The following is a 14,163-nucleotide window of genomic DNA, read 5'->3' as shown; positions in this document are numbered from 1 at the left end:
GCCTGACGACCATTTTCATATACAAAAATTCTTTCCTGAACCCCACGTGTTAGATTACGCAATAACAAAACCGCATTTCGAGGAACATTCCGATAAACAAGAGAATCCGTAGTTGCCTTTATTTTACCAGCCGATTTCCAGTCACCATCACAATAAGATAATTCAAACATATCATCGGGACGAATGTAATTATCCCGATTTGCTGGAGTATAAACAATCCTATCCACTTGCATTGGTTCACCCAGGTCCAAACCAGTCCAACCACCATCTTCTTCCAAATAATCAAAACATGTCCAAGTTTGCCCGTCAAAAGCGTTAGGATATTCATGCTGCCATCTTGTTGATAGCAGCCACTAGTACCTATAGGATTCCCTTTCAACGGAACAGTATCGTTCACGTTATAAAAAGCAATCTCAGCAATCTGGCAATGTGTCTTTTTATATCCGTAATATCTTATATATCTATATTTCTTGTTACTCCAACTATTTACAGATGTATACATCCGATTAGGTTTACTTTGAATCATAAACAAAGTATCTTTTTCTGAAAAATCAGCCTTGTTGCTGCCCTCAAACACACCACCAATTAATCGTTCCCTAAATAAATTCTCCTTTTCAATTGGGAACTTTGCATATAGCACTACATCTTCCGTTTCATCCTCACACGAATAAAAATGTAACTTATTGCTCATCCTATCTATATAGAAAGGATCAGTGATAAAAGATAGTTTCCCTTTTTCATAAGTGCCGACACGCAGGACTGCTCCTTTTCTAATATCTCTAAATTCCAATTTGTTCGCGTCATATTCTGTCCAATCCACCGGCACCCATCTGTCACGATCGGTAATACATAAATAGGCTATTTTTCCTTTTGCTTTATCCTTATCTATTTTAGACGATGGTATTTGTAGTCGCCCCATATAATACCGAGCATAAGAATATGTCACATCTTTAAACTTCGGAAGCTTCCAAAAAGGATATAGATCAAGAGTTAGCTCGGCCATCTCATTGTATAACTCTCTATTTACACTAAACGTAGAACGATAGACTTTTACCGCATCGTCATTATTGTACCAATCATCCTTACAAGTATACACAAAAGAACCCGGAAACTCCGTTTTACAATCTCTCCCATTCTGGTCCCATGCTGTCAGCCAAAAATGCCCTGCATTTGCAAGATCACACCCTAAAATAAAATCTATTGCACAAGGAATACCCAAAGCCCGAAGCAGGTACATTCCAAAATCGGTACGATCCCGACAGGTACCTGTCATATTAGGAACAAATTTCGGCCCTATATGTCCAAAAGGATATGGAGCAACTGTAGAGTTACGCCGAAATTTATCCGGTAACCTACTAATCAAATAGTTTGCAGCAACAATGGGATTCTCCTTATCCAACTTATCTGACATACGCAATGAATCAAGCAATGGATTATATTTCTCATAGTACTCTTCACGCCAATAAGTCAAAGGTTCATCATCAATACGATACGGCAATATATATTCACAGAAAGCATCAAACGTCACATGCTTGTTCCAAGGCTGCTCCTGCCATACTTTAAATGCCCATTCTATATTATTACACAAATAAGCGGAATCAACTTCCATTACATCACATTTTTTTTCCAGCTGTCCAATGGGTCCAAATACCTTTTTCACAGAATCAGCAATCTCCTCCGGTGCCTTTTTGGGATAAGTTTTCAACCAGACATAATACATTTTATAGTTCTCCAGTTGTTCTCCGGTAGAATACTTATAATAAGGTAAATTCTCAATCAAGAAACAAGCTGCCTTATATTTCAGACTATCAGACGGATTTTTTTGGTAATAACGAAGTACTTTCTCCAATTCATATCTATTATCTCCGGCCAACTGCAAAGAAATCTCCAATGGAGATATTGGTTCAACTTTTTCAGCCGTCAATAAATCCACTATTTGCCATCCCAACACGATTAGCAACCCTACAAAGACAATATGAAATCCATACCGTTTTACCATCTTTTTCGTATCAACTTTTATTTTGTGCTGCTAATAAATTCCCTGATTGGAAAGCATCTTTTCACATTAAGTATCTTACACATATTAAATATTTGTTTTTCGGCAGTGAAAGTAAAGGATAAAAACGAAAATGCAAAATAATATTGCTGACCATTTCGGACCAGCCATATTTATATCTTTTCTATCGTCCTTTTTTCGAATATTTTCCGGATTTTATTGCATTTGCCCTCGTAGTCGAACAAGTTTTTGATAGGCCGTCTACCCTAAAACTCTTTTCACATACTCATCGTTCCCATTCAATAATTCATCTGATGAAACAGATTCTTTAATCATTGAATCATTCAAATAAGCAGCCCATTGAGTTAATACCTTCCAATGCAAATCTGCAATCCTGAATTTCCCTGTACCTACAATTGTCGATATTAAATGCAATCTATAGTACTTTCTATCCTCTTTATTTTGTGTTGTATTCCTCACACATTACAAACTGTGGAACTCATCCTCTCAAAACATTTAATATAACAACTGCATTTCTCTCCTATTTATATATTACAGTCAATATGTGGAGCAATTACAAAAGAAAAGGAGCAAACTGAATACTACCATTACTTTCCCAATCAATGGCAACAAACAGCCCTCCTTTTCTTCAAAAAATAAAAAAATATAGAATTTACAATTTTCAATATACCCTCAGAAATTAAATTATACGAATATCATATCTTCTATGAATGCAAATTTAGGGGATAAAATCACGAATACCAAAGAATAAACCTGACCAATTCGGACCAAACACTTTTTATCAAAAAATTCCCCATTTCATCGAAGTAATTCGATGCATTTAATTTTAACTAAGTATTATTTTCTTTGAAATAAGTCATTCTTTTATCGTTCTTATAGCAGATAAATATATTAATATTATCAATTTTATACAGAACAAGGAGCATAAGACATGAAACAGATCCGGCAAAATCTATGATTCATCATTATGCTCCTTCACCCCCCAAGTTAATTATCTATTACTCTTAGCCAAAGCGAAACTTCACTATTGGCTGGTCATTATTTACATCTGTTGCAATTATTGTTTTATTAATCTCATCAACCCAAATACCAGATATATAATGATCAAGTATATATTTACATAATGGTTCCCCTTTAAGAGTAAATACATATATATACTTTCCTCCACTAGGCAAAGCACCACTACTCCTTGCTATTTCTTTAAAAGTAGTACCACTAAATACTGTATAGATAGCACTATCTGTCACTTGTACATCACTAAATCCCATAATTCCTGTAGGTATTCCATACCCACCTGATACTTGAAATTCAGGTTCACCATGTTCACCTATACGAACAATATGAGTAGTATCTTTTAAATTATAGACTTCTACAGCTTCTCCTAATTGAGTAACAGCTGCTAATACGCCATTATTAGGATTATAATCCAAGAAACTTCGCCATGCTTGAGCTAAAGCAGGTCGTGCATCTTGCAATGCCTCTTTATTAGCAGATGGTATTTCACCTGTCTTATTTATAAGTCTTCCATTACGGTGAACCCAACATAAACGTTTTTCACCTAAATAATCTGGAATAATGAAAGTTGTATCATTATATATAGCAAAATCAAGGGATCTTAATAAATCTCCATCCAATGTCACCGCTTCATCTCGAAGAAGTGAATCACAGGATGCAGAAAACCCAAACCTAGTTAATTCGTTTTTATTTGCGTCTAATGTCCAAACCTCATGTTTACCAAAACGAGTATTCTCCATAGATAACATGTCTTTAGGCGAGTCACCACGCTTACCAAAAGAAGATAAATACCGGAAATCAGGATAATGGAATAGATGACCATAATAATCAAGACCATGTAAATCCATAACAATGACCTTATCTCCTTTTACATGTATCCTGAATGGATAACGAAGTAGTACAGAGTCAAGTTCTATAACTTCTCCATTTATTTCTTTTACTTGTGGAAACTTAGAAAAAGGATATACGTCCTCCGCATATTCTTTCGTTTTTGTACCACATGAAATAAAAAAAAGAAGTAATAAGAGATTACTAACGTATTTCAAGACTGTACCCTCCATAAATATACTTAACTTTATCATGAGATACTGGACAGTCAAGCCCACCTGAACCATAACATTTGGTAGGTACATCAGTTTCTTCAGAAGCAATAGCTTCTATATTATCCAAAAGTAGTGGATCGACTTTATCTTGATGAATCTTTTTAGCAACCACAACCGTTACAACACATAAAAATAAAAGGATAATCATTTTCTTCATTATTGTCTCTATTTATAAGATTAATTACGAATGCGAAGGTAGAGAACAAGAAGAAATATACCAAAAAAATGGCTGACCATTTCGGACAAACCATATTTTTACTAAAAATAGTCCATTTCATCGAGGATCCCAAAGTATGTACTTAGAGAAAAATTATTAAAGCAGTAGTTGATAACCTGATGCATTCCTCTTAATATCAATTGATGGTTCAACTTTCTGAATACTAGAACGCAAACGACCTACTGATTTATGGAGTCGATTATTCGTACCAGTATTACCCCAAAGTTCCTTCTCAATATCATTATCAGTCAAAATATAATCATTATCTTTTGCTCTAAAAAACAGTTCTAACAATTGGCATGATTGAGGCTGAAGTTTTTCTTTTGTTCCTCCTAATTTCTCTATTTTCTTTTGCTCCGCATAAAATATAACATCGTCATGCATGATATATGAGCGTATAGGAGTATTAGTCATTTCTTGTACAAATTCTATAACAGGCATTTGCACTACTTCTTTTTGCCGCATTGATTTTATTTTCATCACAACATAAATACTGGTCCTATAAATTATATATACGCTAACAGCGCACAACAATAAATAAATTAAAATCTCCATATACATCATATTCCATATAGAGTAATTGAGGTAGCCTACTATTTCAATCTCACAAGCATATCCTACATAAATAGTGAATACCTGATTAGATATATTACACCAACTATTATGTAAAGTACTCATTGACTTTACTTTCCTATCATATCCAGTTACCGAGACACATAACCCTGATTTAACATAAATATCGTAATCTTGCAAGCATTTTTTCCATATATTATTCAATGAATCTACCATAATAGGATTTTCTCTAAAGGTTGAAGAATGCAAAGAACGAACATTGGCATTATCGGTTACATTCATATAATGCTTTTTAGTATCTAGACGATACCAATGTTTACCAAACTCATCTTCGAAATAAACAGAGTCTGGCATATCAGCAGTTAAAAGTGTTTTTGCATTATAATTAAACGAAAAATACTCTTCTAAATCCCTACTTTTCAGTTCTTGCCCAAATGCTTTAATAAAGGTTTCCTTTGCCTTCTTATTAACATCAGACTTCTTAGACTCATGTGTATATCTACATAAAAGAAAAAATACGATTCCTCCCAAACAGATTGTTACAGATAATAGAATAATATTTATACGTCTCATATTGTTTATATTTACACTTTTATAATGGCGCAAAGATAACACTTTGCTATCGATTTTAGTCAAATCCTATCAAACAAAAAAAATAACATTCCACTGAATGCAATCAATCATATCCAGCAAACGTAGATTAAATACAAAAAGTATTCAATGATTCCACGACATATATTAAAAACTAGCTAATCCCACTCTAGTTTTTTCCTAAAATCATAAAATACTTAAAGTAAACATCTCCGCGTTGCCATCTTTCCTTTACTTTCGTGTTTTCTCACCTTTGGCTCAAAAGCAATGGAAGCTAATCCCTTTACCCCTTAATTATTGAGGAATACAAAGAGCATCTTCGCAATACTGCTATGCCTCACTTAAGTTTTCAATCTTTCTGCTGTCAGTACAAGGTCAGAATAAAAAATGTCCGTCAATAGTGCATCATCAAGGTTTGAATGTTACCAACATACGTTACGATACCCTTTTGTAAGAATGCTCTTTGGTTCTACTAAAAGTATAAAATCATTAAAACTGTGAATATCTGTCGAACAAAGGATTTTTAATGAATCAATTCAAAACTCATCAAACATTCCATATTCTAATTACACTCTATTTATAGAAAAATAAAACGAATTTACTACTAAATAATAGGATTAATATTTTGTATAATTTGGATATAAAGCAAGTTTTGCATTTACAAACGTCATTGCTTCATCTTCATGTTTTTGTATATCTATTTATGCAACAGTCCGATATAATGAAGAATCTTTTTTAATAGTTTGCAAGGGTTGTCCAAAAAGTCGGATAGCTCCTTACTGTTACTTACAGTTTAAAAGTAAAAGAATGAAATTGCCATTATTCCCTGATAAAAAAGGTAATAAATTCAAGTTTATTAAATGATATTTCTATGTTGACTTACATATTGTAAGTTAAAAAAGTTAGGAAGTGACTTTTCGAACACCCTTTTATTCCATCGGAGGTCTATTTCACCTATGAATGTATATAATAAACGTTCCTTCATTTTATTTCACTAATAAATAGATAGATATAGAAAAATATGACATGAAGAAAAAGTGATTTCATTTGTAGAATGAACCGTATTTTTCAGAAAAAGACCACAATGTTTATTCTCAAACATCCTAATGTTTAAAACAAACATTTAAGAGAAAAATAACAATCTTCTAATAGATTAAAATCACCATATCTTTTGTTACAATCAACCACTCATTTTCTATAAAATTATCGATTAATTGCTACGATTTAACCGACTAATTGATACAGATTTACCGTACAACTATACTAAATAAGCCGCTCAATGTCAAGTACTTCTTTCAGTCAAGTCTATTACATCTTTCTCATCACTCTCCTATATGTTTCATACAACTCTTCTACATCTTTCTAAGGACTCTTGTACATCTTTTGAGAGTCTCTTATAGGTGTTTTAAAGAATATATTCTTGAAAAGTTAAATCATATTATTATCGATGAATCCCATAGACAACATAGGCATTAGATATGACTAACATCTATATTACTAATCCTAAATAAGTATTCCAAAAACAATTATTTATTCAATGTACAGATATACTAGAACCTATAATTGCTTTTTATTAATAAAATTAAGTAATGTGGTTTTCAGAATATACATCTCCATTAAAAAACTTTACAAGGACAAAAGTAGAAAATAGAAACTATGATACAAAAAAATCAGTGACCATTTGCGACCATCTATATCTTTTATAAAGGTACAAATAAATCTTAAAACGGCAGAGGTCCCTCAGCAGGTGTTCCAAACGGGTTATCTGTTTGTGGAGCAAAATCCGGTGCCGGCGGTGGAGGTATAGCACCAGCATTCACCTTAGAACCTAACATAGCTCCCGATGATTCTCCAGGCATAGGAATAACCATATCATCCTCCGGATTGGAGAAACGAGTAAATTCTCCTTTGAATCGAAGAAGCACCTCGCCTACCGCACCATTACGATGTTTAGCTATCACAATTTCCGCCATACCACGAAGATCATTACCACGATCATCCTGATAAATTTTATAATATTCCGGACGATGAATGAAACATACCATATCGGCATCCTGCTCGATGGCTCCCGATTCACGAAGATCACTCAACTGAGGACGTTTACCGTCAATACCTTCACGACTTTCTACACCACGATTCAACTGTGACAAAGCTATTATAGGAATATTCAACTCTTTCGCCAATCCTTTCAACGAACGGGATATAGTACTAACCTCTTCTTGACGGCTACCAAAGGCCATACCACTAGCATTCATCAACTGAAGGTAGTCGATAATAATGATTCGTACTCCATGTTCACGAACCAAACGACGCGCTTTAGTACGAAGTTCGAATACTGACAAAGATGGAGTATCATCTACATATAAAGGTGCATCCAGTAAATCTTTTAATTTATAATCGAGCTGCTGCCACTCATAAGTTGCCAACTGTCCACTCTTGATTTTATCACTAGGAATCTCACAAACGTTCGAGATCAAACGATTAACCAACTGAACGTTGCTCATTTCAAGAGAGAACAACGCTACCGGATTACGATAATTTACCGCTATATTTTTTGCCATGGAAAGCACAAAGGCTGTTTTGCCCATAGCAGGACGGGCAGCTATAATAATAAGGTCGGAGTTCTGCCAACCGGCAGTCATCTTATCAAGTTTCGTATATCCACTTTCAAGACCACTTAAACCATCTGTTCGCGCAGCAGCTTTCTGTATCAATTTATAAGCTTCATCAATCACCGGATTGATCTGCGTATAGTCTTTCTTCATATTCTGCTGTGAAATCTCAAATAGCTTACCCTCCGCTTCCTGCATCAAGTCGTCTACGTCGAGTGTTTCATCAAAGGCCTTACTTTGAATATTACTTGTAAAGGTGATCAATTCACGAGCCAAGGATTTCTGAGCTATGATCCGGGCATGATACTCGATATGTGCCGAAGAAGCCACCTTACTACTCAACTGAGTAATATAGAAAGGACCTCCCACTTCTTCCAGCTCTCCACGTTTACTAAGCTGTTCTTTTACCGTCAGGATATCCACCGGCTTCTGGTTTACAGCAAGATCTGTTATCGCAGAATAAATTAATTGATGTCGGTGTTCATAGAAAGATTCCGGACGAAGTATCTCACTTACCAATGAATACGCATCCTTCTCAATCATCAAAGCACCTAAAACAGCTTCTTCCAGCTCGGGTGCCTGAGGTTGAACACGACCATAATCATTGACCGGTTGTACTTTGGTTGATTTAGTATTTCGAGTATTTTTTCTTTGCTCAGCCATGAATTCGTTGTTAATGGGATGACAAAGATAAAACATAATCGCGAAGAATGGATAAGGAAAAATGAAGATTTTAGTAACTTTGCACACACAATGGTAATTTAACGAATCACTAACCTCTTAATGAATCAACAAAATGATCACTTTTCCGAATGCAAAAATAAACCTCGGACTTTCTATCACGGAAAAACGCCCAGACGGATATCACAACCTGGAAACAGTTTTTTATCCTGTAGCTCTCGAAGATGCGTTAGAAATTCATACTTATTCGCAAGAAGATAAAAAGTTCGCTTTATATCAGCATGGACTAGAAATAACCGGTAATCCGGAAGATAATTTAGTAGTCAGAGCTTATTTATTGCTCAACAAAGAGTATCACCTTCCTCCTATCGAAATTCATTTGTACAAACATATTCCTTCTGGAGCAGGATTGGGAGGTGGTTCGGCAGACGCTGCCTTTATGCTAAAATTGCTCAATGAGTATTATCAACTGAAACTGACTGAAAGTCAATTGGAAGTATATGCAGCTACCTTAGGAGCTGACTGTGCCTTCTTTATCAAAAATACGCCAACCTTTGCTGAAGGCATTGGGAACATTTTTTCTCCCATTTCGCTCTCATTAAAAGGATATCAAATTGCCATAATTAAGCCGGATGTATTTGTATCTACCCGTGAAGCATTTTCTAAAATTCATCCTCATCATCCAGAATTTCCAATAAAAGAAGTGATCCGAAGACCAATTGAAGAATGGAAAGAATTACTAATTAATGATTTTGAAACCAGCGTATTCCCACAACATCCGATAATCAAAGAAATAAAGGAGGAGTTATATTGCCAAGGAGCTGTTTATGCTTCCATGAGTGGCTCCGGATCATCTGTATTCGGTTTATTCAGACCTGAATGTTGTATCCCGGACTTAAATTTTAAAGAGGGGACATTCTGCTACATAGGAAAATTATAATAGTATTTTAGCTATATATACAAAAAACGGTACCACGACTCCCGTCGTAGTACCGTCACAACACAAACACAAAATAAAACACGACAAAACTACTATGCAATCACCTGTCTATACCGGGGAGGTATAAGTACTAACTAAGTATATTCACATACACACTAAGAAGCATCAGAGTGGCTTGCAAAGAATTAAACAAACAGTTTCTTTCATTTGTTTAAGGTTACATCAAAAAAAACATTTTATAATATTATTGAATTCCTCTTTCACGAAGTTTCAGCTGCCAGTTCCATGCAGAACGTAATGTGTCCTCCAATGTTTCTACAGCTTTCCAACCCAATTCCTGATTTGCAAAGTCCGGATTTGCCCAAACTTTTTCGATATCCCCGGCACGACGACCAACAATCTCATAATTCAATTTTACGCCTGTAGCCTTTTCAAAGCCATTAATCAATTCCAATACAGAAACTCCACGTCCTGTACCAATGTTGAACACTTCAGCTTTTGATTTCTGTTTCTTTTCAAGGATACGACATATAGCTATCACATGAGCCTTAGCCAGATCCACAACATTGATAAAGTCGCGGATGCAAGAACCATCAGGAGTATTATAATCATCACCAAATACACTCAGTTTTTCACGGATACCCATAGCAGTCTGAGTGAGGTAAGGAATCAAGTTCTGAGGAACACCGTTGGGCAGTTCACCTAACAAAGCTGTAGGATGTGCACCAATCGGATTAAAATAACGTAACATAATAGCATTGATCGGAGCGCCGGATGCAATTGTATCACGAATAATTTCTTCATTAATCTGTTTTGTATTTCCGTAAGGAGATTCTGCTTTCTTAATCGGAGCTTGCTCTGTTACCGGCAGTTCGTCTGGCTGACCATAAACTGTACAGGAAGAAGAGAATACGATGCCTTCTACTCCATGTTTAGGCATTAGTTCGAGTAAGTTTATTAAAGAAACCAAGTTATTACGATAGTAAAGCAACGGCTTTTGTACAGATTCACCAACTGCTTTGCTGGCAGCAAAATGAATAATAGCTTTAATTCCTTTATATTTGGTAAATACAGCGTCTAGACCAGCTAAATCAAGGCAATCTAATTTTTCGAAAGCAGGACGAATGCCAGATACTTTCTCTATATTATCAACAACATCTGCACTTGAATTTGACAAATTATCGATGATGATTACTTCATATCCACTATTTTGTAACTCCACAACAGTATGAGAACCAATATAGCCGGTTCCACCCGTTACTAAAATTCTTTCTTTCATAAATTTTACAAGTATGGTTAGTTCTTTCGGTTTCCGATTTGTTTGAGCTACAAATGTATGGAAATAAAATTTAGAATGCAATAATCAACTATAAATTTATTTTCCTCGGGGGAATAATAAAACAATAATCCGGGAGAAATAACAAAAAAGAAGTTGGAAACACACGATCTGTATACCTACATACAGATGTGGTCTCCAACTCCCCTATTAAAACTATTTATCAAATATTTACACTACTCCGGAAAATCCCATGAACGCCATAGCCAGCAATCCAGCTGTAATCAAGGCGATCGGAGTTCCCTGCATTCCTTTTGGAACTTTCACTAAACTCATTTGCTCACGCAATCCGGCAAATAATACCAGTGCCAATCCAAAGCCTATTGCTGTTGAAAATGCATATACAACTCCTGTCAGCAAATCATAATCTTTCTGGATAACCAAAATAGCTACACCTAATATACAGCAGTTGGTTGTAATCAATGGCAAGAATACACCTAAAGCCTGATATAATGCCGGAGATACTTCTTCAGAATGATTTCCACCATCTGAACCAATGCGGCAATTACCAAGATAAATGTAATTGTCTGCAAGTATGCCAATCCAAAAGCATCCAATACAAATTTTTGAATCAGGAACGTCACAATGGTCGCAATGGTTAGCACAAAAGCTACTGCTGCACTCATTCCCATAGCAGTTTCTACTTTCTTAGATACACCCAAGAACGGACAGATACCCAAGAACTGCGACAACACGATGTTGTTTACAAAGATTGCCGAGATAAATATCAATATATATTCCATTTCTTCAATTATTTATCCTTTTTCATACAATTAATCAAGGCAATAAGGTATCCTAAAGCGATGAAAGCACCCGGTGCTAATACAAATACCAACATACCATATTCTTCGGGTAAAATAGTCTGATCGAATATTTTACCTGTTCCGAGAAATTCACGAACAGCACCCAGCAAAGTCAGGGCTATAGTAAAGCCAAGTCCCATACCGATACCATCAAACATAGAAGCAATCGGGTTGTTTTTAGCTGCAAAAGCCTCTGCACGCCCCAATACAATACAGTTTACTACGATCAACGGAATAAAAAGACCGAGCGTAGCATATAAACCGGGAACATAAGCCTGCATTATCATCTGAAGTAGGGTAACAAACGATGCAATTACCACAATGAATGCCGGAATACGTACCATATCCGGTATCAGTTTCTTTATGGATGAGATTACCACATTCGAGCAAATCAACACGAACATAGTGGCTAGTCCCATTCCCATACCATTGATAGCCGATGAAGTAGTACCCAATGTAGGACACATACCAAGCAGGAGCACAAATGTAGGATTCTCTTTGACAATCCCGTTCATCATTACTTTAAAGTTATTCATAGCTGTCTCCTTTCTTATTTAGCACTGACAGAATCAGTAGTTTCAACTCTAATAGTAGCTCCTGAAGCTGCATCCGTACCGGCAGCTCTCTGAGAAGCTCCTGTTGTTCCATTCACATCACTGCCGTTTCCGGATTTGTAAGCCTGATAAGCAGCATTCACCGCCTTCAAAAAGGCACGCGAAGTAATAGTAGAAGCAGTTATAGCATCTACCTGACCTCCGTCTTTGCTAACAGTCAGCGGAGATTTTCCCGGATTCATTCCCAAGATAGACTTATTGCTCTCGTCATGTGATATTGCTTTTTCACCTTTAGCAGGATCATACGCACCAAACCATTTATCAGCTTTAGAACCCAATCCTGGAGTTTCTGCATGAGCCAGCAAAGAGTAATTATATATTTTGCCTTCTGCATCAAATCCTACCAATACTTTCAATTCTCCACCAAATCCCATTGATTTAGCTTCTACAGCTGTACCAACCTGAGCCTCACCGTTCTTTGCCGGATAAACTATAAAATCCACAATTTTCTTTCCGTCTTTCTCGCTGAAAATCGTATCACTTTCGGCTACCGGATTATTGGTAAATTCAGGAAGAACCTTTTTCAAAGCCTCATTCAGCGTTTTTGCATTCGTTTCAGCAATGGGTCCCATTGTAAGTTCGTTCACATACGCCAGCAATGCAACAGAGACAACAGTGACTCCTGTAAGTACCAGCAACATATTTTTCAAAGATGATTGTAATTTTTTCATTTCTTCTTCGCTACCTCCCCAAAGCGTTTAGGTTTACAATATGTATTAATCAACGGAGTAAACGCATTCATTATCAGGATGGCAAATGACATACCTTCAGGATATGCACCGAACAAACGGATAATTACCGTTAGCAGACCAATACAAACACCGTAAATCAGCATGCCTTTCTTGCTCATCGGAGAAGTCACATAATCAGTTGCCATAAATACAGCTCCCAACATCAGACCTCCTGAAAGCAGTTGCAATACCGGAGATACATACTTCTCCGGATCGGCCAGATGCATGATTCCTGCAAAAACAAGTACAGTGGCCAGAATGGATACGGGAATATGCCAGGTGATAATCTTTTTCCAAAGCATATAAACTAGCCCTAGCAACAATGCCAATGCACTTACCTCTCCGATACACCCTCCATTCTGTCCGATAAACAGACTAAACGCATCCGGAAGCTGGCTCAACGCATGGGTGTCACCATAAATAGCTTGTTTCATTAATGCCAGTGGAGTAGCTCCAGTAGTAGCATCGGCATATGCAGTCAGTTGTCCAACTAGCGGCCAACTTGTCATCTGCACCGGAAAAGAGAGCAACAAGAACACACGTCCTGCCAATGCCGGATTGAAAGGGTTACAACCTAATCCACCGAAAGACATTTTACCAACGCCAATAGCGAACAGTGCTCCCAAAATAATAATCCAAATAGGCAGATTGGAAGGTAAATTGAATGCCAACAACACACCTGTGATTACAGCAGAACCATCAAAAATTGTTGTAGCAGGTTTCTTCATCAAAAATTTAACGATAGCCCATTCAAAGAACAAACAGGCAGCCACGGAAGTAGCTGTGACAATCAGAGCACCCAGCCCGAAGAAATAAAGAGACACCAAAAATGCGGGTATAAGTGCAATCAGCACGCCATACATATTCTTTTGTACGCTGTCTCCACCATGAACATGGGGTGATAATGATACTATTAATTTATTTTCCATAA

At 36.3% G+C, this 14,163-nt stretch carries 11 protein-coding genes and 1 pseudogene; 1 reads left to right on the top strand and 11 read right to left on the bottom strand.

The window, feature by feature from the left end:
• Positions 1 to 118: 118 nt before the first annotated feature.
• The 6 genes from JCM17102_RS25550 to dnaB all read right to left on the bottom strand — a co-directional run bounded on the left by JCM17102_RS25550 (position 119) and on the right by dnaB (position 8,790).
• Positions 119 to 1,999, bottom strand: a complete 1,881-nt coding sequence (locus JCM17102_RS25550) for a transglutaminase domain-containing protein (RefSeq protein ID WP_306302447.1) — start codon at positions 1,997 to 1,999, stop codon at positions 119 to 121.
• 258 nt (positions 2,000 to 2,257) lie between these two features.
• The gene (locus tag JCM17102_RS30570; protein ID WP_159106297.1) at positions 2,258 to 2,431 is read right to left on the bottom strand and encodes a hypothetical protein; all 174 of its coding nucleotides are present in this window, start codon (positions 2,429 to 2,431) and stop codon (positions 2,258 to 2,260) included.
• A gap of 590 nt (positions 2,432 to 3,021) precedes the next feature.
• Positions 3,022 to 4,092, bottom strand: a complete 1,071-nt coding sequence (locus tag JCM17102_RS00345; protein ID WP_373278850.1) for a BF3164 family lipoprotein — start codon at positions 4,090 to 4,092, stop codon at positions 3,022 to 3,024.
• Positions 4,064 to 4,291: an NVEALA domain-containing protein gene (locus JCM17102_RS00340; protein ID WP_025073524.1), complete on the bottom strand. Its 228-nt coding sequence runs from the start codon at positions 4,289 to 4,291 to the stop codon at positions 4,064 to 4,066. Before JCM17102_RS00340 ends, JCM17102_RS00345 begins: the two co-directional genes overlap by 29 nt.
• A gap of 156 nt (positions 4,292 to 4,447) precedes the next feature.
• Entirely contained in the window at positions 4,448 to 5,497 is a 1,050-nt protein-coding gene (locus tag JCM17102_RS00335; protein WP_025073523.1) for a hypothetical protein, read from the bottom strand.
• 1,739 nt (positions 5,498 to 7,236) lie between these two features.
• Positions 7,237 to 8,790: a replicative DNA helicase gene (gene dnaB / locus JCM17102_RS00330; protein WP_025073522.1), complete on the bottom strand. Its 1,554-nt coding sequence runs from the start codon at positions 8,788 to 8,790 to the stop codon at positions 7,237 to 7,239.
• A gap of 133 nt (positions 8,791 to 8,923) precedes the next feature.
• On the opposite strand from dnaB, the gene ispE reads away from it, so the two are divergent.
• Positions 8,924 to 9,748, top strand: a complete 825-nt coding sequence (ispE, locus tag JCM17102_RS00325; RefSeq protein WP_025073521.1) for a 4-(cytidine 5'-diphospho)-2-C-methyl-D-erythritol kinase — start codon at positions 8,924 to 8,926, stop codon at positions 9,746 to 9,748.
• Between the two features lie 244 nt (positions 9,749 to 9,992).
• Here the strand turns inward: ispE and galE are convergent, their stop codons facing one another.
• The 5 genes and pseudogenes from galE to JCM17102_RS00300 form a co-directional block, all read right to left on the bottom strand.
• Entirely contained in the window at positions 9,993 to 11,027 is a 1,035-nt protein-coding gene (gene galE / locus JCM17102_RS00320; protein ID WP_025073520.1) for a UDP-glucose 4-epimerase GalE, read from the bottom strand.
• 228 nt (positions 11,028 to 11,255) lie between these two features.
• Positions 11,256 to 11,827 (bottom strand): annotated as a pseudogene (gene rsxA / locus JCM17102_RS25545) (electron transport complex subunit RsxA).
• An 8-nt stretch (positions 11,828 to 11,835) separates the two neighbouring features.
• On the bottom strand, positions 11,836 to 12,423 hold the full coding sequence (gene rsxE / locus JCM17102_RS00310; protein WP_025073519.1) for an electron transport complex subunit RsxE: 588 nt from the start codon (positions 12,421 to 12,423) through the stop codon (positions 11,836 to 11,838).
• A gap of 14 nt (positions 12,424 to 12,437) precedes the next feature.
• The gene (locus JCM17102_RS00305; protein WP_025073518.1) at positions 12,438 to 13,172 is read right to left on the bottom strand and encodes an RnfABCDGE type electron transport complex subunit G; all 735 of its coding nucleotides are present in this window, start codon (positions 13,170 to 13,172) and stop codon (positions 12,438 to 12,440) included.
• Complete coding sequence (locus JCM17102_RS00300) at positions 13,169 to 14,161, bottom strand: RnfABCDGE type electron transport complex subunit D (protein WP_025073517.1); 993 nt, start codon at positions 14,159 to 14,161, stop codon at positions 13,169 to 13,171. The genes JCM17102_RS00305 and JCM17102_RS00300 overlap by 4 nt, the downstream gene beginning before the upstream one ends.
• Positions 14,162 to 14,163 lie beyond the last annotated feature (2 nt).

The sequence above is a fragment of the Bacteroides faecichinchillae JCM 17102 genome (assembly GCF_000614145.1).
In the GTDB taxonomy this organism is placed as follows: domain Bacteria; phylum Bacteroidota; class Bacteroidia; order Bacteroidales; family Bacteroidaceae; genus Bacteroides; species Bacteroides faecichinchillae.
Note: the sequence above shows the minus strand (reverse complement) of the source record. Positions and strands in the feature narration are given on the sequence as shown.

Excerpts from the sequence above, each read along its gene's own strand:
- JCM17102_RS00300 (WP_025073517.1), bottom strand. The coding sequence starts at position 14,161 with ATGGAAAATAAATTAATAGTATCATTATCACCCCATGTTCATGGTGGA.
- JCM17102_RS00305 (WP_025073518.1), bottom strand. The coding sequence starts at position 13,172 with ATGAAAAAATTACAATCATCTTTGAAAAATATGTTGCTGGTACTTACA.
- galE (WP_025073520.1), bottom strand. The coding sequence starts at position 11,027 with ATGAAAGAAAGAATTTTAGTAACGGGTGGAACCGGCTATATTGGTTCT.
- rsxE (WP_025073519.1), bottom strand. The coding sequence starts at position 12,423 with ATGAATAACTTTAAAGTAATGATGAACGGGATTGTCAAAGAGAATCCT.
- JCM17102_RS00345 (WP_373278850.1), bottom strand. The coding sequence starts at position 4,092 with ATGGAGGGTACAGTCTTGAAATACGTTAGTAATCTCTTATTACTTCTT.
- JCM17102_RS00340 (WP_025073524.1), bottom strand. The coding sequence starts at position 4,291 with ATGAAGAAAATGATTATCCTTTTATTTTTATGTGTTGTAACGGTTGTG.
- ispE (WP_025073521.1), top strand. The coding sequence starts at position 8,924 with ATGATCACTTTTCCGAATGCAAAAATAAACCTCGGACTTTCTATCACG.
- JCM17102_RS00335 (WP_025073523.1), bottom strand. The coding sequence starts at position 5,497 with ATGAGACGTATAAATATTATTCTATTATCTGTAACAATCTGTTTGGGA.
- JCM17102_RS25550 (WP_306302447.1), bottom strand. The coding sequence starts at position 1,999 with ATGGTAAAACGGTATGGATTTCATATTGTCTTTGTAGGGTTGCTAATC.
- dnaB (WP_025073522.1), bottom strand. The coding sequence starts at position 8,790 with ATGGCTGAGCAAAGAAAAAATACTCGAAATACTAAATCAACCAAAGTA.